Genomic DNA, 21,778 nt, shown 5'->3' on the forward strand with positions numbered 1-21,778 from the left:
GATGTCGATCAGCAGCATCAACTACTCCTCGTCGGTTCTCGGCTCCCAGATCCGCAACATCAACCAGCAGCTCACCGACCTGTCGACGCAACTCTCGACCGGCAAGCTGTCGCAGAACTATTCCGGGATGGGCACCAACGAGGGCTTTGCAATCGCCTCGCGGGCGCACTTGTCGAACATCGCCGCCTATACCGACACGATCACCAACGTGAATGTCAGCATCAACCTCGCCAATACGGCGTTGCAGGCGCTGACGACCATTCGCAGCACTGTGCAGACAGGAGCCGCGAACACCGGGCAGGACCTCAACGTCAACGGACAGACGATTGCGCAGAGCACGGCCGCGGCCCAGTTCGGCTCGATGGTCGGTGTGTTGAACACGCAGGCGGGCAATCGCTACCTGTTCTCCGGAACGGCCTTCAACACCCAGTCGGTCGCCAATGCCGACGACATCATCAACGGCACCACGACGCAGGCGGGCCTGAAGACCGTCATGGCCGAGCGCCAGGCCGCCGACCTTGGCACCAACGGCATGGGGCGGCTGGTGCAGACGCAGCCGACGCCGAGCTCGGTAAAGGTGTCGGAGGACGTCGCCGGCTCGCCGTTCGGGCTCAAGATCGCGGCAGTTTCTTCGACGTTGACGGGGGCAACCGTCACCGGCCCGAGCGGCTCTCCGGTGTCGTTCTCGGTTGATCTCAACGGCACCAACCCGAGCAACGGCGACAAGCTGAGCGTCAAGTTCACGCTGCCCGATGGATCGACCGAGCAGATCGACCTGACCGCGTCGACGGCCACGCCGACGCCCGCCGGCAGTTTTGCGATCGACTCGACCAGTCCGGCCAACACTGCCGCGAATCTCAATACGGCCCTCAACACAGCGATCACGAAGCTCGCCAATACCTCGCTGGTGGCGGCATCTGCGATCACGGCTGGCGACAATTTCTTCAACACCGCGAGCTCGGCGATTGGCAGTGCCAAGACCAGCCAGGCGGCAACACCGATCAGCGGGGCGACCGCACTGTCCGGCACGGCTCCCTCGGACTCGATCTCGCCAGGCTTCTCCTTCGGCGACAGCATTACCGTCAACGGCACCACGCTGACCTTCGTCAATTCGGGCGCGACCGGTAATCAGCTCAATGTCACCGACAGTATCCAGACCCTGCTCAGCAAGATCGACTCGATCACGGGGACCTCGAAGCCGTCGGCGATCCACGGCGGCGCAATCACGATCAACACCGACGATGCGGCGAGCCTGAGCATATCGGGCTCGACTCCGGGCGCGGTGGCCGCGCTCGGTTCGCTCGGTTTCAGCTCGACCCCGGTGACAGCTACGCAGCCACCATTGCGCGTCGGCACTTCGCCCGCGAGCTCGGCGACAACGCTAGTCAACGGCTCGGCCAACACCGTGAAATGGTACACCGGCAATGACGGACCGGGCTCGGCGCGCTCCACCGCGGTGGCGCGGGTCGACGATTCCATCACGGTTCAATACGGCGCCCAGGCCGATGAGGATGCGATCCGGCGCCAGCTGCAGTCGATCGCCGTGTTCGGCACGTTCTCGACCTCGCCGACCGGGCAGTACTCGGGTGGGCAGATTGCGGCGTTGAGCCAGCGTACGGCCCAGGCGCTGACCAAGCAGCCCGGGCAGCAGCGCATCGAGGATATCCAGACCGACATCGCCATGGCCCAGAGCACGATGAAGGACGCGACCACGCGCCAGACCCAGGCCAAGGTGCAGCTCCAGAACATCATCGACCAGGCGGAGTCGACCTCGCCGGACCAGGTGGCGAGCGAGATCCTGTCGCTGCAGAACGCGCTCCAGGCATCCTACCAGACCACCGCGAAACTCGCGGAGCTCTCGCTCGTCAAGTTCCTGTAAGGAAACGTTAAGGCGCCGTTAACCATGCCTCTTTACCTCTTGGTGAGGATTGAGCGGGGCGGAGCCGTCTATGTCGGACAAGATGCAGCTGGTGGTGGCCACGCCGTGCTTCGGCGGGCAGGTGTCGAGCATTTACGCGAGCTCGATCTTCGCGCTCCAGCGCGCCGTGCACGGCATGTCCAATCTCGAGCACGACACGCTGGCCGCAAGCCAGAGCCGGTTCGCATTGTTCGAATGCATGATCGATCCGGCGACCGGTACGTATCTCTCCGAGGACTTCGCCTTCTGCAAGCGCTGGACTGACATCGGCGGCGAAATCTGGGCCGACATCCAGAGTTCGCTCGATCACGTCGGGCCGTCGGTATTCCACGGCGACATCGCCTCGCAATTCGCGCCGGCGCCCGCGGCCGATGCGGCGTGAGCCTTCCGGGATGAGCGCCGGCGCATCCCATCTGCCAATCACCGAGCGAGCGTCCGACGGTGGCTCGCGCACCCGTCTGCTCGATCTCTTCACTCCGCTGGATACACTGCTCGTCTCCGGCGGAGATCCGCGGCTGACGCTCGATCCGAAGGATCGCGTCAACGCCTATGGCTGCGCGGCATCGCCTGAGCCGGAGCTCTGGAATTTTGCTTCCTCGACGGCGTCAACGATCTCGCAAGTAGCCTATGACCGTGCCGCGCTGGCGCGCGAAGAGCTGATGCACAAGTGCCTGTTCGACGAGGTCGAAGTCGCCTTCGACGCGCGCTGCGAGGACATGCGCGACGAGTTGCGCGGCCATCTCCAGCTCGCGCCGCGCGTCGACGTCGTGTTCTCGCCGTCCGGCACGGACTCGCAGCTCCACGCCCTGTTCCTGGCGCGCGCAGTGCTTGGCGCATCGCCGGTGACCATCGTGGTCGGCGCAGACCAGACCGGTAGCGGGACGATCCATACCGCACGCGGGCACCATTTCAGTTCCATGACGGCAAGCGGCTTTGCGGTCCGCAAGGATGGCGCGGTCGCGGGGCTCGCCGGCGACAGTATCGCGCTGCCGCTGCTCGAGGCCGGGGCCGACATCGCGATGCGCGCGGATGCGGATGCCACGGTACTGCGCGCAGTCGAGAACAGCCTCGCGCAAGGCCGCCGCGTTCTGCTGCAGATCATGGATTCGTCAAAACTCGGCTGGCGTGCCCCAAGCGAGGCCTGCCTCGACGAGATTGCCAGGCGCTGGCATGGCCAAGTGCAGGTTATGGTCGATGCCTGCCAGATGCGGCTCGGGCGCCGGCGTCTGCGCGCCTACCTCGATCGCGGCTACATGGTGCTGATGACCGGCTCGAAGTTTTTCGGCGGACCCGCCTTCAGCGGCGCGCTGCTGGTTCCCAAGGGATTTTCTCGCGCGGTCGATCGACTTGGCGAGATCGCGCCGGGCTTCTTCGACTATGCCGGTCGCTGCGACTGGCCGATGGCCTGGACGGCGCTACGCTCTCGCTTCGAGCGCCGGCCGAATTTCGGTCAATGGCTGCGCTGGGAGGCGGCGCTCGCGGAGATCGGCAGCTACTATGCCGTCCCCGGGGCTTTCCGCGCCAAGGCGCTGGCCGAACTTGCCGCCGGCATCGACAGCATGATCGCGTTGTCACCGTCGCTTCGAGCCGTCCCGAGCCCAGCTGAGAGCGGTGGCGCGGACGACGAAGAGTTCGCGCAAGCCACGATCTTTCCATTCACGCTGCAGCGTGACGGCAGACCGGTCTCGATTGCCGAGACCAGCGCCGTTCACCGGGCACTGGTGCGTGACATGAACGAGGAGATCAGCGGTAGCGCGGCCGACCGGCAGGTCGCCGAGCAGCGCTGCCTGATCGGCCAGCCGGTTCGCTTGGAGCGGCCCGACGTCGCACCGCAGGCTGCGCTGCGCCTTTGCGTCGGTGCGCGGCTCGTGACGGAGGCGTGGTCGCCGGACACGGCACAGGCCCAACGCAATCTGCAGCACATTCTCAATCGCATCGCCGATGTTCTGGTGAAGATCGAGCTGCTGCTGAACCGTGCCGACGAGACGGCGCAGTCGCATTTATCCGTATCCGGAGTCTGATATGCAGCATCAAGCGAACTTGCCGATCGCCAAGAGCGAGCCGAAATATGCCGATCGCATCGGTTTTGCCCAGCTCACGCAGCAAGCCTTCAATGGCGTGGACCTGCGTCCATTGTGCGACTCGCTCATGGCACGTGTCGCGGACGGGAAGGCGCAGGCAGGCGAGGGGCTCGATCTGTCGCTGATTGCCCAGCTTCTCGGTGAGAAAGACGCTGGCCTTGCGATTCAAGCAGAGGTGCTGGCCTTCCACCAACTGTTCCGCTCGCCGTGCGCGACCGCAAGGCCATCCTTGCGCGTGCTGGCGCTGGCGGCCGCCATCGACATGGGCGGCAACACCCCGATCGAGTTTTTACTCGAAGGTTCCGATATCGAACTGATGACGCTTTATGTCGTGAAAGGGGTCGGTCTGCCCGAGTCCTTGCCGGATCACGACATCGCTATCGTCGTAGCTTCCGATTCCGAGGAATGTCGCGACGCGCTTGCCGTGATCGAGGGTGCCGCGCCGCGCTGGCCGCGGCCGTTGCTCAATCGCCCGAATCGGATTGCCAGCCTCGACCGCGATAAGCTTCACCGCCTGCTTGCTGGAATCGACGGTCTTGAGATTCCCGCAACCGTTTGCGTAGCGCGTGCGCAAATGCTCGCGCTGTCTCAGGGGCAGATCGCCTGTGAAGACGTCACAAGAGAACTGCGCTTTCCGATGATCGCGCGGCCGCGTGGCACGCATGCTGGCGTGGGACTTGCGAAGCTCGACGACCACTCCGCACTTGCCAACTATCTGACCGATCGTCAGGAGCAGGAATTTTTCGTGGCCCGCTTCGTCGACTACAGCAGTCCCGACGGGCTGTTTCGCAAATATCGCCTCGCAGTCGTCGACGGAAAGCCCTATGCCTGCCATATGGCGATCGCTGATCGCTGGGATATCTGGTATCTCAACGCCTACATGGCGTTCAGCGTCGAGAAACGAGCGGAGGAAGCAGCCTTCATGCTCGACTTCGACGACGCGTTCGCCGCGCGTCATCGTGCCGCCCTGTCCGAGATGTCGCGCCGCCTCGGGCTCGAATATTTCACCGTGGACTGTGCTGAGAACCAGAACGGCGAGCTTCTGATCTTCGAGGCCGACAATACGGCGGTGGTGCACAACATGGATCCGCCGGATGTGTTTCCGTACAAGCCGCCGCAGATGCGGAAGATCTTTGCCGCGTTCACGGCCATGCTGTCGCGCCATGCAGAAGCGAGCAAGAAGAGTGCAGCATGAACGAGATGATCCGCAACACGCAAAGCTCCGTCACGCGCACCTCGCTCGATCCGCAGGACTGGAGCGCGTTTCGCGCGCTCGCCCATCGCATGCTGGACGAGACGATCGATAGCATCGCCAATGTTCGCGCGCGGCCGGTGTGGCAGCCGATCCCCGACGATATCCGCGCGGCATTGAAGGCCGATGTGCCGCGCGAGGCGAGCGATCTCGCCGAGGTCTATCGCGAGTTCGCCGGGCATGTTGCGCCCTATGCGACCGGCAACGTCCATCCCGGTTTCATGGGCTGGGTGCATGGCGGCGGCACCGCGGTCGGCATGATCGCGGAGATGCTCGCGGCGGGCCTGAACGCCAATCTTGGCGGACGCGACCACATGCCGATCGAGGTCGAGCGCCAGATCGTCGAGTGGATGCGCCGCCTCTTCGCCTTTCCGGAGAGCGCGAGCGGCATCTTCGTCACAGGCACGTCGATGGCCAATCTGATGGCGGTGCTGGTGGCGCGGACGAGCGCGCTCGGTACGGTGGCACGACAGCACGGTATCGGCAATGACGGCGCGCTGCTCACGGCCTACACATCGTGTGCCGCGCATGGCTGCGTGTCGAGGGCCATGGACATTGCCGGGCTCGGCACCGATGCGCTGCGCAAGATCGACGTCGATGTCGATCATCGTATCGACGTCGCCGCGCTGCGCGCGCGGATCGCGATCGATCGCGAGGTCGGCTTCAAGCCGTTCCTCGTCGTCGCCTCCGCCGGCACGGTCGACATCGGCGCGATCGACGATCTCAAGGCGATCGCAGCGCTGTGCCGCGAGGAGGGAATCTGGTTTCACGTCGATGGTGCCTTCGGTGCGCTTGCGATTCTCTCAGCCGAGCTCGCGCCGCTGCTCGGCGGCATCGAGCTTGCGGATTCGATCGCGCTCGACTTCCACAAGTGGGGACAGGTGCCATACGATGCCGGCCTTCTGCTGGTGCGGGACGGCGAGCAGCATCGGCAGGCCTTTGCGCAGCCGGCGGCCTATCTGCGTCGCGAGGCGAGGGGGCTTGCGGCGGGCGCGGTCTGGCCCTGCGATCTCGGTCCCGACCTATCGCGCGGCTTCCGCGCGCTGAAGACCTGGTTCACGCTGAAGACGTTCGGTACCGACCGTCTGGGTGCGGTGATCGCGCGAAGCTGTGCGTTGGCAAAATATCTGGAAGTGCGCGTTCTCGCCGAGCCGCGGCTGGAGCTGCTGGCGCCGGTCAATCTCAACATTGTCTGCTTCCGCTACCGCGCCGACGATGAGACCAACCGCGAGATCGTTGCCGATGTCCAGGAGTCCGGCATCGCGGCGCCGTCGAGCACGACGCTGGACGGCAAGTTCGCGATCCGCGCGGCCATCGTCAATCATCGCACCGACGAGACCGACATCGATGCGCTTGTGGCTGCCGTGCTGGAGTTCGGCGCGCGGCGAAGTGGCGACGGATTGATCGAGGTCGCGGCGCCGCCGCTCGCGGCGCAGTGACCGGAGAGGGCCCTGAAACAAAAACGCCCCGGACCTGGTCCGGGGCGTTTTTGTTTCAGATGGGTGAAGCGCTCAGGCGGCCGAGCTGACGTCATCCTTGGCATCGATCTTGGCATCGATCTTGGGATGGGTGGCCTCGAACTGCTCCCGCAGCTTGTCTTCATAGGCGATCAGCTTGCGGGCTTCCTTCAGCGCCCGGTAGAGATCGCCGCTCATGATGTTGTTGTTGATGCCCTCGATGATCGGCCAGGCGCTCGGCACGGCCGTCACGATGTCGCGCACTAGGTTGAAATAGGTGCCGTGCTGGCTCTGCGGATCGGGCGAGATGTACATCAGCTGCACCGCCAGATAGACGAGCTTGGCCGGCGTGTCGGCGGTTTCCGGCGTCAGGATGTCGCGCTCGCGCAGGATCGGCACGTTGTCGCCATCGATGAGAAAGCGGGCGCGCTGATCGGTGTTGGTGATCACGCAGTTGCCGATAATGATGCGTTCGTGTGCTCTGAGCTCGACCTTTAGGGCCACGCCTGTTCTCCATCAACGCTTCGGTAACGAGCGACTATCGCGCGCCGTTCGTGAACGGCTGCCGGCCGCGATTTGGCACGTCAGGGATTGCTCCTGCAACATGTTCGTTGCCTGTTAACCACGATCATTGGCGTGCGATGGGAGTATTCCGAACGATCTTCATCCTTCTTAAAGCATGAGCTCCGAAGCCCGCAGTGATTGCGGCATCCTATCGGATCGATTCAGTTTTCGTTGATCAATGGCTTCGTAGGGTCCGGTACCGGCCAAGAAGGCCGATGTTGTGTAACGCCAGAAAGGTTGTTTCATGTCTCTGTCCAACATCACCCTCACTGCCTCAGTCCGCCAGAACCTGCTCTCGCTGCAGGGCACTGCCGACTTGCTCGCGACCACGCAGAGCCGTCTCGCCACCGGCAAGAAGGTCAACAGCGCGCTCGACAACCCCACCAACTTCTTCACCGCCGCTGGCCTCGATAACCGCGCCGGCGACATCAGCAACCTGCTCGACAGCATCGGCAACGGCGTGCAGGTGCTGCAGGCCGCCGACACCGGCATCACCTCGCTCTCCAAGCTGGTCGATACCGCGAAGTCGATCGCCAACCAGGCGCTGCAGCAGCCATCGGGCTACACGTCGAAGGCCAGCGTCGCCTTCACCGGCGCCAACGCGGCAGCCGGCACCGCCACCGCCGCGAACCTGAACCAGGGTGCACTCACAGGTTCGGTGATCACCTTCACCACCAAGGCGGGTACGGCGGCTACGATTACCATCGGGGCCTCCTACACGGCCTTCGACAGCACCGCCAAGACGGCCACGGTGAACTCGCTCGATCAGCTCAACCAGGCGCTGTCTGACGCGGGCGTCAACCTGCAGGCCTCGTTCGACGCCGCGGCGCCCACCAAGCTGACCTTCACCTCGTCCAACGATGCGTCGGGCCAGACCATCACTGCCGGCGCCACCGCCACCACCCCCACCGCGGCTGACGCGGTCGACATCTCGACGGCGGCCGCCAGCGGCACCCTCGGCTCGGTCACGGCCGCGGTCAAGGACTCGGTGTCGCAAAATGCCCGCGCCGGTCTGGTTGCGCAGTACAACCAGATCATCGAGCAGATCAAGACCACAGCGCAGGATGCCTCCTTCAACGGCATCAACCTGCTCAACGGTGACAGCTTGAAGATGGTGTTCGACGAAACCGGCAAGTCCACGGTGACGATTGCAGGTGTGACCTTCGATCCCAATGGTCTCGGTCTGAGCAAGCTTACGGCCGGCACTGACCTCACCGACAACTTCATGACCAACAATGTCTTGACGGCGCTCAACACCGCCAGCATCACGCTGCGCTCGCAGGCCTCGGCCTTCGGCGCCAACCTGTCGATCGTGCAGATCCGCCAGGACTTCAACAAGAACATCATCAACGTGCTGCAGACCGGCTCGTCAAATCTGACCTTGGCCGATTCCAACGAGGAAGCGGCCAACAGCCAGGCGCTGTCGACCCGCCAGTCGATCGCAACATCGGCGCTGGGGCTTGCCAACCAGGCGCAGCAGAGCGTGCTGCAGCTGCTGCGCTGAGTTCAACGGATAGCTGAAGAGCAGGCGGCGGGACTTCGGTCCTGCCGCTTTTTTTTTGACCGCATCGGTTGTTTGAGATGCTCGGGCGCTGTAGTCGCAGTTGATCCAACGCCAGCGTCGATGAGTCTTGCGACAAAAAAAAACGGCAGGGCACAGCCCTGCCACTTATCGCGAGCGTAGCGGAGACGAGCCGTCAGCGCAGCAGCTGCAGCACGCTCTGCTGTGACTGGTTGGCGAGCGCGAGCGCCGATACCGCGATCGACTGCCGGGTCGAGAGTGCCTGGCTGTTGGCCGCTTCCTCGTTGGAGTCCGCGAGCGTCAGATTGGACGAGCCGGTCTGCAACACGTTGATGATCTTCTTCGAGAAGTCCTGGCGGATCTGCACGATCGACAGGTTGGCGCCGAAGGCCGAGGCCTGCGAGCGCAGCGTGGCGCTGGCGTTGTTGAGCGCCGTCAGCACCTTGCCGGTCAGGACGTTGTCGGTGAAGTCGGTGCCGGGGGCCAACTGGGTCAGGCCGAGACCGTTCGGATCGAAGGTGACGCCTGCGATCGTGAGCGTCGACTTGCCGGTCTCGTCGAAGATCATCTTCAGCGAGTTGCCATCGAGCAGATTGATGCCGTTGAAGGAGGCATCCTGCGCCGTCGTGGTCATCTGCTGAAGGATCTGGTTGTACTGGCTGACGAGAGTTGCGCGAGCCTGCTGCGACACAGGGTCGGGCACCGCCGCGACGACCGCGCCACCTGCGCCGCCACCGGCCGCATTGGCACTGATGTTGATCGCGTCCAGCGCCGAGGGAGCCGTGGGTGCAGCGGTCCCGGTGATCACTTGTCCCGCGCCGTCATTGGTCGATGTGAAAGTCAGACTGTCAGAACCGGTGATTGAGCCCGAGAGGTTGACGCCTGCATCCGCGAGCGCCTGGTTGAGCTGGGCCAGGGACTGGACCTGCGCGGTCTTGGTCACCGGATTGAAGCTCGTTGGCGAAGTGCCGATGGTGATCGTGACAGCAGTGCCGGCGGCATTCGTAAAGGTGTAAACACCGCCGTTGAGCTTGCTGGTGGTGAGGTCCGCGGCAGTGGCTACGCCCGTGCCGGTGGGAACCCCCGTACCGGTGAACTGGATGTTTGATTTCGTGCTGTAGCCCGTTGGCTGCTGCAGTGCCTGGTTGGCGATCGACTTGGCGGTATCGACCAGCTTCTGCAGCGAGGTGATGCCGGTGTCAGCCGCCTGCAGCACCTGGACACCATTCCCGATGCTGTCGAGGAGATTGCTGATGTCGCTGGCGCGGGCATCGAGGCCAGCGGCCGTGAAGAAGTTGGTGGGATTGTCGAGCGCGCTGTTGACCTTCTTGCCGGTGGCGAGACGGCCCTGCGTGGTCGCGAGCAGGTCGGCGGTGCCCTGCAGCGAGAGCAGGTTCTGGCGGACTGCGGCGGTAAGGACGACGTCGGACATGAATGACTTCCCTTGGTGTGCACCGCCGGCGTCCTGGTCCGGGTCAATGCGCTTTGTGGTTTCAGCCATCCCAAGTGTGAACAAAAGCTTTTAAAATATGATTAACCACTGCTTACGAAACGTGGTTAACGAGATGTTCCGATTTGGCGATGGCTGGGGCAGTTCGGCCGAAGCAGACCGGCCAGAAGCGCGGCGCAGTCCAGCGATGACGCGAATTCGGGCAGCGAGTAAGCTAATCTTAATTGGCCGCCTTTAGGCGTTAGCAAGACGGAATCCGGATGCTTGCCGGACGGAAGAAGGGGTTGCTGAGGTGACGAATGTCTAGTGCTGCCGCTCAAGCCTACGCGCGTGTCGCGACTGCCACCTCATCCCCCCGAGATATTGAAGCCCAGGCACTACTGAAAGCTGCGAACAAGTTGCATGCCGCGATGACCGATCCGGATGCGACCTATTCCCAGATGTCCGAAGCGCTGATTTACAACCGCAAGCTCTGGTCGATCTTTCTCAGCGAAGCTCAGCGCGATGAAAACCCGCAGCCATGGCACGTGCGGCAGAACATCGCCAACATCAGTGTCTTCGTGCTGTCCCAGACAGCGGCGCTGCAGATCAGCCCTCAGCGGGAGCACTTCAAGCCGTTGATCGAAATCAACCGCAACATCGCGGCGGGATTGGGCGGGCGCGCCTGAGAGGACGTGCCGATTGAGCGGAATTTAAGCGATGGCAGACATCCTTAGCATTCTGAGCAGCAGCTATAAGTCGGCGCCAACGCCGTCGTCGTCGAATGTGAAGTATGTTCCGGTCGATTCCACCCTTTATACGGGAACCTGGAACGGCGCGTATTCCACAGGCGAGAAGTTTTCGTTCTCAATCTTCGACGTTCAAGGGTTTCGCGCCAAGGTCAAATACCAGAGCGGCACGGGCCCAATTCAGTACCAGGACGTGCTGATCAAGGACAATTCCTTCCGAATCGGCGACACCAAGTTCCTGTTGAAGAAGGTCGGTCACGCGCAGATCAAGACGGTCGTCACCAATCCCGCGACCGGGGCGACCGTGCTCAATACGGCTTACGCCGACCTGGCCTGATCGCGGCCGGACTCCGCATCGCGCAGCCTTCTGGTCGCCGGTCTGTGGGCCGCGCCGGGGTAGTTAAAGTCTCGTTAACCAAATCCATTTACCGTTTGGCAACGGAAGTCCACGGCTTGGGCCGCAAGCAGACGTTCGAAGTGGCTCCGCCGATCTGCGCGCAGCCGGCGGTGGGATTCCATCCGATGAACCTGGTCAGCCGCCGGAGCAAGAGCCTTTCATCTCTCGCTTCGTCGAATGGGCCAGCCGAAGACGGCTTGTTCTTGGTATGAGCGCAGGAGGTAACAGCGATGGCGCTGAAAGTTGAACTGAAGCCCTTCGAGCGAATCATCATCGGTCAAAGTCTCATCACCAACTCCGATACGCGAACCAGGCTATTGATCTCGGGAGAGGCGCCGATCCTGCGCGAGAAGGACCTGCTGACCGCGGAGACAGCCAATACGCCCGTGAAGCGGCTCTATCTCTGCATCCAGATGATGTACCTGGAGAACGATATTCCGAAATACCAGGAGCTCTATGTGAGCTTCGTCAAGGATCTGCTCGAGGCGGTGCCGAGCTTTAGAAAGTCGATCGAGGCTGCAAGCACGCTGATTCTGAGCGGCTCCCTGTACAACTCGTTGAAGGAGATCCAGAAGCTCATCAGACGGGAGGAGGAGCTGCTGAAGCAAACCGTTTAGCTCTGCTGATCAGCCTTCACGACTTCAGGCGCTGCGATCGGTCGACAGCGGGCGTTCTGCATCGGCCTTGCTGAGGTCGAGCGCGTGGAAATAGGCACGGCGGCGCAGCATCGCCTCGTCCGGAAATTGCTCCACGACTTGGTCGTTCTTCTCGTTGACGACCTGGAAAACGAAGGATGCGGCGGCCTGGTCGAACACGACCTGATGCGAAACGTTCTGGCTATACTGCAGATCATAGCGCGCGGCCGCCCCAGCGTCGCTCGCGCCGACGGTCTGGCGCGCGGGCAAATCGGTCTGCACGGCATCGTTCGCCGCCGCGCTCGATGTCGCTATGGGTAACGTAGCGACCGGTATCCCCACCGGTCGAATGCTGAAATCTGTACTCACGGCAGCCTCCTGGCTTTGCCCCCGAGTCAAATCCCAACCCGTCTGTTCGCGCAACTATGGAACGCCAGGATTGAAGGTCAGGTTAGGAAACGTACCTAACCGCGCGACGACGCAGCCGCGCGATTTTTGCTAAAATTGTCGCGTGTTCTTGGCTTGTGTGCTCAGAGCGAGCGGCTGACCGCGAGCGGGGTGATGTGGCGCGGGCCGGGAGCGGCGCGACGCCCCGCCGCCGTATAGGTGTTCGGCACGTTGCGCTTCTGGATCTCGGCATTGACGCCGCGCACGACGCTTTCGGAGACCGCGTGTGCAGTCGCGAGCACGGTGAGGTTGACCTGGAGCATTGCGCGGAACGCGTCGTGGTGCCGATGCAGCGTCGAGAGCAGCTCGGGCGCGGATTTCGCGAGGTCGGCCTGGTTCGCCTTCAACTGGCTGACGGCGCCGACATAGTTCCGCGACAGCTCCTGCTTCTTGCTCTCGAGGGTCATAGCCTCGCGGACGTTGCCGGCGCGAACGAGCTCGGTCTCGCGCTCGATCAGTCCGAGCAGCGAGCTCATCGCATCCATCAGCTGCTCGGCGATCTTGCGTGCCGCGGCGCTCTCGGGCGCATTGTTCGGGCGCGGCGCTTGCATCGGCTGGCGTGAGGCGTTGAAGTGGTTCATCTCGTTTGACCTTATGCCGTGCGGATCGTTTTCGCCTGCTGCAGGATGAGGGTGCGGTAGACTTCGGTGGCGACACCGACGCCGCCGGCCTTGGCGAAATTCTTGGAGTATTGCTCGGTCAGCATCGAGCGCCACACGCCGGTGCCCGGCGTGTCGCCGAACGGGCCTTCGCCCTTCAGGCCCGAGGTCATCTGCGAGAACATGCTGTTGAGGAACATCGCCTCGAAATCGGTGGCGGTCTTCTGCGCCTTGGTCTGCTGCTGCGGCGAGACCTTCTGCAGCGCGGCGGCGAGCTCGAAGTCGGGCCGACCGTTGCAGCTCTCCACCGAAAAGGCGGAGTTCGAGAAAGCGGAGTTGACGACGTGCGCGGTGTTGATCATGCCGGTCTGCATCACATCACCTCAATGTCGGCTTCGATCGCGCCGGCGGCCTTGATGGCCTGGAGGATGCTGATGAGGTCGCGGGGGCCGATGCCGAGGCCGTTGAGCCCGTCGACGAGCTGCTGAAGCGAGACGCCATTCTTGACGACGGCGAACTTCTTGCCGTCCTCGGTGACGCCGACGCTGGTGCGTGGCGTCACCACGGTGCGTCCCCGCGACAGCGGGTTGGGCTGGCTGACCTGCGGGCTCTCGGAGATGGTGACGGTGAGGTTGCCTTGCGCCACTGCGACGGTGGCGACCCGGACGTCGCGGCCCATCACGATGATGCCCGAGCGTTCGTCGATGACGATCTTGGCGGCGAGATCGGGATCGACCTGAAGCTGCTCGATCTCGGTGAGGAAGGCGACGACGTTGCCCTTGAACTCCGGCGGGACCGAAAGCTGCACCGTCGAGGGATCGATCGGCTCGGCGGTCTTGACGGCGAGATAGTCGTTGATCGCGGCCGCGATCCGCTTGGCCGTGGTGAAGTCGGCGTTGCGCAGCGCGAGCCGCACGTTCGGCAGCCGATTGAGCGCGAATTCGATCTCGCGCTCGATGATGGCGCCGTTGGCGATGCGGCCCACGGTCGGAACGCCGCGCACGATCTTGGCCGCCTCGCCCTCAGCCTGGAAACCGGAGATCGCGAGCGAACCCTGGGCGACCGCGTAGACGTTGCCGTCGGCGCCGAGCAGGGGAGTGACCAGCAAGGTTCCGCCGCGCAGATCCTTGGCGTCGCCGAGCGCGGAGACAGTGACGTCCATGCGCGTGCCCTGGGTGGCGAAGGCCGGCAGGTTTCCGGTCACCATCACTGCGGCCACGTTGCCGGTGCGGATGGTGGCGCCGCGGATGTTGACGCCCATGCGTTCGAGCATCGCTTGCAGCGACTGCTTGGTGAAAGGGATGTTGTTGAGCGTGTCGCCGGTGCCGTTGAGGCCGACCACGAGGCCGTAGCCGATGAGCTGGTTCTGCCGCACGCCTTCGATGTTGGCGAGATCCTTGATGCGCGAGGTCGCGGCTGCAGGCGCGACCGAGAGCGCCAGCGCTGACAGCGCGGCGCAGGCCACCCCAACGATTCTCATCCAACGAACGCCTGGCATCCTCTGCTCCCCGAGGCTCCTCAAATCTCGGACCGTCTGCGACACTCCCATGACGAGCTGGTCCGACGCTTTCCTTGCGAGCGCCGTGCCAACGCGGGGCGGCGGAGTTAGGTAATTGAATGAGTTGAATAAATTCGTTGCGGCCGGTGCCAGCAGGTGTTGTCCCTGAGGAGCGAAACTGCCGCCTGTCGGCAGATTTTGCCGGGTTGTTTACGCGCCGTTAACCATAAAACAGCGAAGGTGACGCATCGATCACTTGGATTGCTGCGATGCGCATCTACGGACCGAATGGCACCACGCTCGGAACGCCGGCCGGCCAGGCCAGGCGGACGGGCTCCGGCACCTTCGTGTTGCCCGACACCTCGTCGGCGCAGGAGACGCGGGCCGCTGCCGCGCCGAAGGCCGCCGCCAACATCGACGCATTGCTTGCGCTGCAAGGCATCGAGGAGGATCCGGTCGAGCGCCGCAAACGTTCGGTCGCCCGCGGCAGGACCGCGCTCGACGTGCTCGACGATCTCAAGATGGGGCTCTTGTCCGGCAATCTCGACGCTTCCACCGTGATGCGACTGCGCGATGCGGCGACGAACCTGAAATCGTCCTCGGGCGATCCCGGCCTCGATAGCGTGCTCTCCGAGATCGAGTTGCGCGTCGAGGTCGAACTGGCGAAGGCCGGGCAGGCCTGACCGCTATCCATCATCTGAGGTGCGCGCCCTGCAACGCAGGGCAAGCCTCGAAGGGCGACGGCCCCGCCGGCGCATCTCGGCCGCACATCCTTCGAGGCCCACAGCACGGTGCTACGCACCGCGCTGCTCACACATCAGGATGACGGGTCTGGCTTCACCAACTTACGCCGCTTCTTCCTTCTGCTGCGAATCGTAGCGGCGCTGGGCGGCGAGCACGTCTTTCAGATTTTGTTCGGCCCAATCGCGCAGGGGATCGACCGCCGCCGCCAGCGTCACGCCAAGCTGCGTGATCGAATACTCCACCGTCACCGGCACGGTCGCGATGGCGCGGCGTTTGATCAGGCCGTCGCGTTCGAGCGATTTGAGAACCTGGCTCAACATCTTCTGCGAAATGCCTTCAATCGTGCGACGCAGCTGATTGAAACGCATCGGCTTCTCGCGCAGCAGCAGCAGGATCAGCACCGCCCATTTGTCGCCGACGCGATCGAGGATCTGGCGCGTGGGGCAGTTCGCTGCATAGACATCGGGTTTCATTGTCGGGTCCTCGCGATCCGTTCGTTCGGGCGCTTGCCGGTTACTCCGGCGTAATCAGGTAAGCACAAAGTGCTCTCTTAACACCAGCATCCTTTAATATATCTAGTAACTATTAGTTACTAGTGAAGCAAAGGAGGCTTCGATGAAAATCGCAATCGCCGGCGCCTCGGGCCGGGCCGGGTCGGAGATCACCAAGGAACTGTCCCGCCGCGGCCACGCGGTCACGGCTATCGCCCGGAACCCCGAGAAGATCGCGGCCCTGCCAAATGTCACGCCCACCAAAGGGGACGTGCTCGACCAGGCTGGTCTCGCCGAACTCTGGTCGGGGCACGAGGTTGCCGTGAGTTCCGTGCACTTCCTGGCCAGCGACCCGGTCAAGCTGATCGGCGCGGCGAAGGATTCCAAGATGGGCCGTTATCTGGTCGTCGGCGGAGCCGGCAGTCTCGAGGTCGCCCCGGGCGTCAAGCTGGTCACAACTCCCGGTTTTCCCGACCAATACAAGGCTGAGGCGGAGGCAGGTTCGGCCTTTCTCGAGCTGCTGCGGCAGGAAAAGGAACTGAACTGGACCTTCCTCTCGCCGTCGGCGCTGTTCACCGAGGGAGAACGGACAGCCAAGTTCCGGCTCGGCAGCGACCAGCTTCTCGCAGATGCGAACGGGAAAAGCTGGATCACCTTCGCCGACTACGCCATTGCGCTCGCCGACGAGATCGAGCGGCCGGCCCATTTGAGGCAGCGCTTCACAGTCGGCTACTGAGCCGAAAGCCGCCCTCCGGGGCTGCGGATAGACCTTCCTGTGCAAGGGCTTGGGGGTACCAATCGCGAGGGCAGGGAAATATTGTCTGTCACAGGAGGCCGCTATATAAGGCCCCGCTCAACGGGACCCCGTTCCGTTAGCGAGTCGTTGCTTAGACAGATAGGCCGCCCTTGGAAAAGTTGAAAAACTACCGACCGACCGAAAAAGAGCCTTTCATGAACGACCGGCAGAAGGAGTACTTCCGTTTGAAGCTCCTCGCCTGGAAGGATGAGATCCTCAAAGAGTCCAAGCTCACCCTGCAGGCTCTGCAGGAGGAGAACGTGAACCACCCCGATCTCGCCGATCGGGCATCGTCCGAAACCGACCGCGCAATCGAACTCCGCGCCCGCGACCGCCAGCGCAAGTTGATCGCCAAGATCGACGCCGCGCTCCAGCGTATCGAGGACAACACCTACGGCTATTGCGAGGATACCGGCGAGCCGATCTCGTTGAAGCGGCTCGAGGCCCGGCCCATCGCGACGCTCTCGGTGGAAGCGCAGGAGCGCCACGAGAAACGCGAGAAGGTCTACCGCGACGAATAGAGTCCGAGCCGCAGAGTTGCGGCTCTTTGTTTTTGGAACTAGGGCGCCGTTTCGCGCCGCAATTGGCATTTTGCCTGCTGCCAGCAGACGTGCGCCTCAACGCGCGAGCGCAATCGCGAAAAGTGAATCGCGATCAATGGGCTAAGGTCTATTCCTCCGAGCTCACGTGAGTTTGGATGAGAAACAGCCTTCACTTCAGGTGAGGGAGGTTTTGCGAGTCGCATCAACGAGATCGACTCGAATGCTGAGACGTCGGTCCCGCCGCATCAAGTATCGCGGCAATCACCCCTCGTGCGCCAATTGCGAGACCGCATGGTGCGCGTCCTCATAAAGCCTGGACCGGCTCAACATTTCCTTAAACGCCGGCAACAGCCGCAGGCCGCGTCGGTCAGCTCGTACTCGACCCGTAGCGGCTTTCTCCGCGAAGGCGGTGCGCGACACCAGTCCGCCTTGTTTGAGCTCGCGTGGTTGCGGAGCCAGCATGTGCCGGGTGACGCTGCCGATCGACCGCCGCAACACGCCGAAGCGTTGGGAACCGTTCATCAGCGCCATACTGGATTCTACTTGTTCCCTCGGAGATAGTGACCAGATGCGCCCCTGAGCAGGGCCGTGCGGAACGAGTTTTGCGGCCCACGCAACGAGGGAGTGGCAATGAGCACTGTCCTGGTCACCGGCGGGTCGGGCTTCGTCGGCATCCATGTCGTCCTGCGCCTACTGGCCGCCGGCCACGCGGTGCGGACCACGGTGCGCCGGCCGGACCGGCAAGCCGACGTGCTGGCAATGCTGCGCGAGGGTGGGGCGGCTTCGCCGGAGAGCCTGTCCTTCTTCACGGCCGACCTCACCCGGGACGACGGCTGGCGCGGGGCGGTCGCCGGTTGTGACTACGTGCTCCATGTCGCTTCGCCCCTGTCGACCAGTGTGCCTGACGATGAGAACGAGATGATCATCCCGGCGCGCGAAGGGACGCTGCGGGTGCTGCGCGCCGCGCGCGAGGCCGGCGTCAGGCGCGTCGTCGTCACCTCGTCGCTGGGTGCGATCGGCTACGGCCATTCGCCGCGCGACAAGCCGTTCGACGAGACCGACTGGACCAACCTCGATGGCGCCGACGTCCAGCCCTACGTCAAATCCAAGACGCTGGGCGAACGGGCGGCCTGGGATTTCGTCGCGCGCGAGGGTGGCGGGCTCGAACTGTCGGTCGTCAATCCCGCCGCCATTTTCGGTCCGGTGCTGGGGCCGGATTTCTCCGGCTCGATCGAAATCGTCAAATCGCTGCTCGACGGCGCCATGCCGGCGGTGCCGCGGGTCTATTTCGGCGTGGTCGACGTCCGCGACGTGGCCGACCTGCATCTGCGGGCGATGACTGCGCCGGAAGCCAAGGGCGAGCGCTTCATCGCGGTCTCCGGCGAGACGATGTCGATCCTCGACATTGCCAAAGTGCTGCGGCGGGAACTCGGACCAGGGGCGCGCCGGGTTCCTCGGCTCCAGGCCCCGGACTGGCTGGTGCGGCTGGCCGCGAACCGGATTCCTCTGCTGCGTGCCGTCGTGCCGATGCTCGGCAAGGTCAGGCATTCCACCAGCGCCAAGGCAAGGTCGCTGCTCGGCTGGCAGGCTCGTTCCAACGACGAAGCGATCCTCAGCACGGCCGAAAGCCTGATCCGCCTCGGCCTCGTCAAGGGCTGAGAGGACACGCCGCCCGCGCTTGTCAGGCCCGGACGGGAATGCTGAACTGCCGCTCTGAACAACGTAGCGTGGGAGGCGGCGCCGATGGACAACATTCTCGAAGCCGCAAAGGCGATTGCGCTGGCGCGCCGCAACCGTGCGCCACTCGCGGCGCTGCAGCATCCACCTGCCGACGAGGACGAGGGCTATCAGGTCCAGCGCGCGCTGCACGACCTTCTGCTGAAGAATGTCGGCTCGCTCGTCGGCTACAAGATCGGCTGCACCAGCCCGGTGATGCAGGATTATATCGGCATCAGGCATCCCTGCGGCGGCGGCGTGTTCCAGAAGGGCGTCCATGACAGCGGCGTGAAGCTAGCTGCCTCTGACTACGTCCGGGTCGGCGTCGAATGCGAGATCGCGGTGCGGCTGCAGCGCACTCTCGCCGCCGGCGAGGCGCCGTTCACAGCCGAATGGGTCGGCGAGGCGGTCGACGCCTACGCTCCCGCGATCGAGATCGTCGACGACCGCTATGTGAAATGGGAGACGATGGGCGTGCCGACGCTGATCGCCGACGACTTCTTCGCCGCCGGTTGCGTGCTGGGCGAGGCGGTGCCGCGCTCGTCGGTGCCGGACCTGGGGGGCGGTCAAAGGCCGCGCCATCGTCAATGGCGAGGAGGTGAGCCACGGCACCGGCGCCGACGTGCTCGGCCACCCTCACAACGCGCTCGCCTGGCTCGCCAATCATCTCGCCGCCGAGGGCAAGGGCCTGCACGCGGGGCAGCTCGTGCTGACCGGGAGTTTGGTCAAGACGCTGTGGCTGAAGGCCGGTGATAAGGTGCGGATGGAGCTGGAGGGGTTGGGGACCGTCGAGGCGGAGTTCACCTGACGCCACCGCGTCATTGCGAGAGCAGCGAAGCAATCCAGACTCTTTCCGCGGTGACGGTCTGGATTGCTTCGCTGCGCTCGCAATGACGGAGTCTGGGGCGGCGGCGCTGAACTCGCTGCGCGCCGCACCATCGCCAAAATACATGCGGCCCTCGCCAGGGGAGCTAGCGAGGGCCGCGTAGTACATCGTCGTTCGCGCCTAGGTTCGCGAACACGATGTGGGAGCTCGGGAGAGACTTAGAAGGGCAGCAGCACGTCCATGACTTGCTGGCCGTAGCGCGGTTGCTGCACGTCCATGATCTGGCCGCGGCCGCCGTAGGCGATGCGGGCCTGCGCGATCTTGCTGGAGTCGATGGTGTTGTCGCTCTGGATGTCCTCGGGCCGCACGATGCCGGCGACAACCAGTTCGCGAACCTCGAAGTTGACGCGGATCTCCTGCTTGCCTTCGACCACCAGGTTTCCGTTCGGAAGGACCTGCGTGACGACGGCGGCGACGTTGGTCTGCAGGGCTTCCTGGCGCTGAACCGAGCCTTTGCCGTCGGCGGAGGATGTCGAGTCGGTGGTGAGAAGGCGGCCGGGCAGGATCTTGAGCGGCTGGGTAATCGTCTGGGCGCCGATAAAGTTTGTAATCCCCGAATTTTCTGTGGCGGTTCGGCTGCGCTGGGTCTCGTTGGCGATGTTGGCCTTGTCCGTGAAATTGACCGTCACCGTCAGGAGGTCGCCGACCTGATGGGCGCGCTGATCCTTGAAGAAGGCGCGGCTGCCGTTGCGCCACAGCGAGTTCGGATTGTAGGAGGCGACTTCCGGCTTCGGCATCGGCATCTGCACAGGCTTGTAGCCCGGCTGCGTCGTCGGATTGTCGATCGCGGACAGCTTCGGTTGCTCGCCGATCTGCGACAGGCGATCGATCGAGGAGCAGCCGCTCGCCAGCGCACAGGTTGCCAGCAGCAGGGCCGAGATCGCGATGCGACGGAGACGGGAAGCCGAACTGAACGGGGACATGACTTACTCTGACTTGGCTGGAGCTTGCGAGGCGCGAACTTGCGGGATCTGGGCTTGTGCGATCTGGGCCGGAGACCGTGGAGCCTCGACCAGGCTCCGGGCGAGGGCCGCAGCCGGCGTTTCGTCGCGCTGGAGCGAGGAGGTCTGCTCGACCGCGGGCGCCATCGGGGCGGACTGGCTTGCACCCTGCACCGTCACCTGGCCGCGGCCGGTGACGACGCCTGTGAGCGTGCGCTTGGTCTGCAAGTTGAGCACGCTCACGGTGTCGCCTTCGGCGCCGCTCTCCATCGCCTTGCCGCGTGTGGTGAGGTAGATCCCGGGCACCTGGTAGATGACGGTGACGCTCTGGTCCCGCTGCACGAAGTCAGGCTTGACGATGTCGGCGACGCGGATCGGATTGCCCGCTCGCATCGGCCGGCGGAGCTGCATGCCGATGGTGCGGTCGCGCGAGGCGGGCTCGCCGGTGACTTCCGCCTTCGGCTTTCGCTCGACCGTGATGTCGGAGGATTTCAGGAGCTCGGCGCGATCGATGTCGCGCGTCAGCACGGCCACTTCGACCGTCTCGATCGCGGTGCCGGTGAAGCGCAGCTTGGTCGGCGCCGGATTGCTGTCATTGCCGATTTCGAAGGCGATGTCGAAACGGCCGCTGCGCGCGTCGTAGCGGGTTGCGACCGGCTGAAGCGCGCCGGTGTTGGAGGCATCGAGCTGCATGTCGGCGATGCCGCGATCGAACGTGACGCTGATGTTGGCGGCATCGCCGAGGCCGAAGCGGCGCTCGAGCGCGGAGGCGACCGCGTTTTCGAGATCCTTGTTGGCGAGCGTACGGGCGGGGCGGGTGACCGACACCTCCTTGATGTCGCCGGTCATCACGCCGATGACCTGCTTGGCGCGCAACACGCTCAGGACCTGCGCAACCGGCAGCGCGCCGGTGGTGCCGAGATCGGGCGAGCGGTAGACCGGGATCAGCGCGGCGGACCCGGCATTGTCGACGAGGTCGCCGACCCGTACCACGTCGGCGGTGACGGTGACGCTCGCGCGCAGCGTCGGCACGGCGACGACGTCGTCGGCGGCCTCTACCGGCAGCGCCAGCGCGAAAAGAGCGGAGATCGTGGCGAGGGTGGTGCGGATCATC

Annotated in this window: 23 protein-coding genes and 1 pseudogene; 14 read left to right on the top strand and 10 right to left on the bottom strand. The window is 64.0% G+C overall.

Going from position 1 to position 21,778, the window contains the following annotated elements:
• Position 1 precedes the first annotated feature (1 nt).
• From AC630_RS04920 to AC630_RS04940, 5 genes are all read left to right on the top strand, one after another.
• Entirely contained in the window at positions 2–1,879 is a 1,878-nt protein-coding gene (locus AC630_RS04920; protein ID WP_074117346.1) for a flagellar protein, read from the top strand.
• A gap of 70 nt (positions 1,880–1,949) precedes the next feature.
• Positions 1,950–2,300, top strand: coding sequence for a hypothetical protein (locus AC630_RS04925; protein WP_074117347.1), 351 nt, complete (start codon positions 1,950–1,952; stop codon positions 2,298–2,300).
• Positions 2,290–3,939, top strand: coding sequence for a hypothetical protein (locus AC630_RS04930; protein ID WP_074117348.1), 1,650 nt, complete (start codon positions 2,290–2,292; stop codon positions 3,937–3,939). Before AC630_RS04925 ends, AC630_RS04930 begins: the two co-directional genes overlap by 11 nt.
• Before the next feature lies 1 nt (position 3,940).
• Entirely contained in the window at positions 3,941–5,194 is a 1,254-nt protein-coding gene (locus AC630_RS04935; protein WP_074117349.1) for an ATP-grasp domain-containing protein, read from the top strand.
• Positions 5,191–6,690 (top strand): pyridoxal phosphate-dependent decarboxylase family protein, encoded by a 1,500-nt coding sequence (locus AC630_RS04940; RefSeq protein WP_074117350.1) that lies wholly within the window; start codon positions 5,191–5,193, stop codon positions 6,688–6,690. The genes AC630_RS04935 and AC630_RS04940 overlap by 4 nt, the downstream gene beginning before the upstream one ends.
• 72 nt (positions 6,691–6,762) lie before the next feature.
• Here AC630_RS04940 and flbT (AC630_RS04945) read toward each other — a convergent pair whose 3' ends face one another.
• On the bottom strand, positions 6,763–7,212 hold the full coding sequence (flbT, locus tag AC630_RS04945) for a flagellar biosynthesis repressor FlbT (protein WP_074117351.1): 450 nt from the start codon (positions 7,210–7,212) through the stop codon (positions 6,763–6,765).
• Positions 7,213–7,516: 304 nt separating this feature from the next.
• On the opposite strand from flbT (AC630_RS04945), the gene AC630_RS04950 reads away from it, so the two are divergent.
• Positions 7,517–8,776, top strand: a complete 1,260-nt coding sequence (locus AC630_RS04950) for a flagellin N-terminal helical domain-containing protein (protein WP_074117352.1) — start codon at positions 7,517–7,519, stop codon at positions 8,774–8,776.
• Between the two features lie 193 nt (positions 8,777–8,969).
• Here the strand turns inward: AC630_RS04950 and AC630_RS04955 are convergent, their stop codons facing one another.
• The gene (locus AC630_RS04955) at positions 8,970–10,226 is read right to left on the bottom strand and encodes a flagellin N-terminal helical domain-containing protein (RefSeq protein ID WP_074117373.1); all 1,257 of its coding nucleotides are present in this window, start codon (positions 10,224–10,226) and stop codon (positions 8,970–8,972) included.
• 317 nt (positions 10,227–10,543) lie between these two features.
• Between AC630_RS04955 and flaF the strand changes: the two genes are divergently transcribed.
• The 3 genes from flaF to flbT (AC630_RS04970) all read left to right on the top strand — a co-directional run bounded on the left by flaF (position 10,544) and on the right by flbT (AC630_RS04970) (position 11,986).
• Positions 10,544–10,912: a flagellar biosynthesis regulator FlaF gene (flaF, locus tag AC630_RS04960; RefSeq protein ID WP_074117353.1), complete on the top strand. Its 369-nt coding sequence runs from the start codon at positions 10,544–10,546 to the stop codon at positions 10,910–10,912.
• Positions 10,913–10,943: 31 nt separating this feature from the next.
• Positions 10,944–11,309: a hypothetical protein gene (locus AC630_RS04965; RefSeq protein ID WP_074117354.1), complete on the top strand. Its 366-nt coding sequence runs from the start codon at positions 10,944–10,946 to the stop codon at positions 11,307–11,309.
• A 290-nt stretch (positions 11,310–11,599) separates the two neighbouring features.
• A complete protein-coding gene (flbT, locus tag AC630_RS04970; RefSeq protein ID WP_074117355.1) occupies positions 11,600–11,986 on the top strand; it encodes a flagellar biosynthesis repressor FlbT in 387 nt (128 codons plus the stop codon).
• 24 nt (positions 11,987–12,010) lie between these two features.
• Here the strand turns inward: flbT (AC630_RS04970) and AC630_RS04975 are convergent, their stop codons facing one another.
• From AC630_RS04975 to AC630_RS04990, 4 genes are all read right to left on the bottom strand, one after another.
• Entirely contained in the window at positions 12,011–12,373 is a 363-nt protein-coding gene (locus AC630_RS04975; protein WP_074117356.1) for a hypothetical protein, read from the bottom strand.
• 161 nt (positions 12,374–12,534) lie between these two features.
• Positions 12,535–13,032, bottom strand: coding sequence for a hypothetical protein (locus AC630_RS04980; protein WP_074117357.1), 498 nt, complete (start codon positions 13,030–13,032; stop codon positions 12,535–12,537).
• Positions 13,033–13,043: 11 nt separating this feature from the next.
• Positions 13,044–13,424, bottom strand: a complete 381-nt coding sequence (flgJ, locus tag AC630_RS04985; protein WP_074117358.1) for a flagellar assembly peptidoglycan hydrolase FlgJ — start codon at positions 13,422–13,424, stop codon at positions 13,044–13,046.
• Positions 13,424–14,548 (bottom strand): flagellar basal body P-ring protein FlgI, encoded by a 1,125-nt coding sequence (locus AC630_RS04990; protein WP_074117359.1) that lies wholly within the window; start codon positions 14,546–14,548, stop codon positions 13,424–13,426. Before AC630_RS04990 ends, flgJ begins: the two co-directional genes overlap by 1 nt.
• 269 nt (positions 14,549–14,817) lie before the next feature.
• On the opposite strand from AC630_RS04990, the gene AC630_RS04995 reads away from it, so the two are divergent.
• The gene (locus tag AC630_RS04995; RefSeq protein WP_074117360.1) at positions 14,818–15,231 is read left to right on the top strand and encodes a flagellar assembly protein FliX; all 414 of its coding nucleotides are present in this window, start codon (positions 14,818–14,820) and stop codon (positions 15,229–15,231) included.
• Positions 15,232–15,393: 162 nt separating this feature from the next.
• On the opposite strand, the gene AC630_RS05000 is transcribed toward AC630_RS04995, so the two are convergent.
• A complete protein-coding gene (locus AC630_RS05000; protein WP_074117361.1) occupies positions 15,394–15,765 on the bottom strand; it encodes a winged helix-turn-helix transcriptional regulator in 372 nt (123 codons plus the stop codon).
• Positions 15,766–15,907: 142 nt separating this feature from the next.
• On the opposite strand from AC630_RS05000, the gene AC630_RS05005 reads away from it, so the two are divergent.
• Positions 15,908–16,519 carry an NAD(P)-dependent oxidoreductase gene (locus AC630_RS05005; protein WP_074117362.1) on the top strand — a complete coding sequence of 204 codons (612 nt, stop codon included), beginning with the start codon at positions 15,908–15,910 and terminating at the stop codon, positions 16,517–16,519.
• A 215-nt stretch (positions 16,520–16,734) separates the two neighbouring features.
• Positions 16,735–17,100, top strand: coding sequence for an RNA polymerase-binding protein DksA (gene dksA, locus AC630_RS05010; protein WP_008554760.1), 366 nt, complete (start codon positions 16,735–16,737; stop codon positions 17,098–17,100).
• Positions 17,101–17,382: 282 nt separating this feature from the next.
• Here dksA and AC630_RS45220 read toward each other — a convergent pair whose 3' ends face one another.
• On the bottom strand, positions 17,383–17,652 hold the full coding sequence (locus tag AC630_RS45220; protein ID WP_074117363.1) for a winged helix-turn-helix transcriptional regulator: 270 nt from the start codon (positions 17,650–17,652) through the stop codon (positions 17,383–17,385).
• A 99-nt stretch (positions 17,653–17,751) separates the two neighbouring features.
• Between AC630_RS45220 and AC630_RS05020 the strand changes: the two genes are divergently transcribed.
• Together AC630_RS05020 and AC630_RS05025 are read left to right on the top strand one after the other, a co-directional pair.
• Positions 17,752–18,780, top strand: a complete 1,029-nt coding sequence (locus AC630_RS05020; protein ID WP_074117364.1) for an SDR family oxidoreductase — start codon at positions 17,752–17,754, stop codon at positions 18,778–18,780.
• Positions 18,781–18,864: 84 nt separating this feature from the next.
• Positions 18,865–19,645: pseudogene (locus AC630_RS05025) on the top strand (2-keto-4-pentenoate hydratase).
• A gap of 236 nt (positions 19,646–19,881) precedes the next feature.
• Here the strand turns inward: AC630_RS05025 and flgH are convergent.
• On the bottom strand, positions 19,882–20,646 hold the full coding sequence (gene flgH, locus AC630_RS05030) for a flagellar basal body L-ring protein FlgH (protein ID WP_074117365.1): 765 nt from the start codon (positions 20,644–20,646) through the stop codon (positions 19,882–19,884).
• A 3-nt stretch (positions 20,647–20,649) separates the two neighbouring features.
• Positions 20,650–21,777 carry a flagellar basal body P-ring formation chaperone FlgA gene (flgA, locus tag AC630_RS05035; protein WP_074117374.1) on the bottom strand — a complete coding sequence of 376 codons (1,128 nt, stop codon included), beginning with the start codon at positions 21,775–21,777 and terminating at the stop codon, positions 20,650–20,652.
• Position 21,778: the final 1 nt, after the last annotated feature.

It is taken from the genome of Bradyrhizobium sp. AS23.2, assembly GCF_001908185.1.
Lineage (GTDB): Bacteria > Pseudomonadota > Alphaproteobacteria > Rhizobiales > Xanthobacteraceae > Bradyrhizobium.

Excerpts from the sequence above, each read along its gene's own strand:
- AC630_RS04920 (WP_074117346.1), top strand. The coding sequence starts at position 2 with ATGTCGATCAGCAGCATCAACTACTCCTCGTCGGTTCTCGGCTCCCAG.
- AC630_RS04925 (WP_074117347.1), top strand. The coding sequence starts at position 1,950 with ATGTCGGACAAGATGCAGCTGGTGGTGGCCACGCCGTGCTTCGGCGGG.
- AC630_RS04930 (WP_074117348.1), top strand. The coding sequence starts at position 2,290 with ATGCGGCGTGAGCCTTCCGGGATGAGCGCCGGCGCATCCCATCTGCCA.
- AC630_RS04935 (WP_074117349.1), top strand. The coding sequence starts at position 3,941 with ATGCAGCATCAAGCGAACTTGCCGATCGCCAAGAGCGAGCCGAAATAT.
- AC630_RS04940 (WP_074117350.1), top strand. The coding sequence starts at position 5,191 with ATGAACGAGATGATCCGCAACACGCAAAGCTCCGTCACGCGCACCTCG.
- AC630_RS04950 (WP_074117352.1), top strand. The coding sequence starts at position 7,517 with ATGTCTCTGTCCAACATCACCCTCACTGCCTCAGTCCGCCAGAACCTG.
- AC630_RS04955 (WP_074117373.1), bottom strand. The coding sequence starts at position 10,226 with ATGTCCGACGTCGTCCTTACCGCCGCAGTCCGCCAGAACCTGCTCTCG.
- flaF (WP_074117353.1), top strand. The coding sequence starts at position 10,544 with ATGTCTAGTGCTGCCGCTCAAGCCTACGCGCGTGTCGCGACTGCCACC.
- AC630_RS04965 (WP_074117354.1), top strand. The coding sequence starts at position 10,944 with ATGGCAGACATCCTTAGCATTCTGAGCAGCAGCTATAAGTCGGCGCCA.
- flbT (WP_074117355.1), top strand. The coding sequence starts at position 11,600 with ATGGCGCTGAAAGTTGAACTGAAGCCCTTCGAGCGAATCATCATCGGT.
- AC630_RS04980 (WP_074117357.1), bottom strand. The coding sequence starts at position 13,032 with ATGAACCACTTCAACGCCTCACGCCAGCCGATGCAAGCGCCGCGCCCG.
- flgJ (WP_074117358.1), bottom strand. The coding sequence starts at position 13,424 with ATGCAGACCGGCATGATCAACACCGCGCACGTCGTCAACTCCGCTTTC.
- AC630_RS04990 (WP_074117359.1), bottom strand. The coding sequence starts at position 14,548 with ATGCCAGGCGTTCGTTGGATGAGAATCGTTGGGGTGGCCTGCGCCGCG.
- AC630_RS04995 (WP_074117360.1), top strand. The coding sequence starts at position 14,818 with ATGCGCATCTACGGACCGAATGGCACCACGCTCGGAACGCCGGCCGGC.
- AC630_RS05000 (WP_074117361.1), bottom strand. The coding sequence starts at position 15,765 with ATGAAACCCGATGTCTATGCAGCGAACTGCCCCACGCGCCAGATCCTC.
- AC630_RS05005 (WP_074117362.1), top strand. The coding sequence starts at position 15,908 with ATGAAAATCGCAATCGCCGGCGCCTCGGGCCGGGCCGGGTCGGAGATC.
- dksA (WP_008554760.1), top strand. The coding sequence starts at position 16,735 with ATGAACGACCGGCAGAAGGAGTACTTCCGTTTGAAGCTCCTCGCCTGG.
- AC630_RS45220 (WP_074117363.1), bottom strand. The coding sequence starts at position 17,652 with ATGGCGCTGATGAACGGTTCCCAACGCTTCGGCGTGTTGCGGCGGTCG.
- AC630_RS05020 (WP_074117364.1), top strand. The coding sequence starts at position 17,752 with ATGAGCACTGTCCTGGTCACCGGCGGGTCGGGCTTCGTCGGCATCCAT.
- flgH (WP_074117365.1), bottom strand. The coding sequence starts at position 20,646 with ATGTCCCCGTTCAGTTCGGCTTCCCGTCTCCGTCGCATCGCGATCTCG.
- flgA (WP_074117374.1), bottom strand. The coding sequence starts at position 21,777 with ATGATCCGCACCACCCTCGCCACGATCTCCGCTCTTTTCGCGCTGGCG.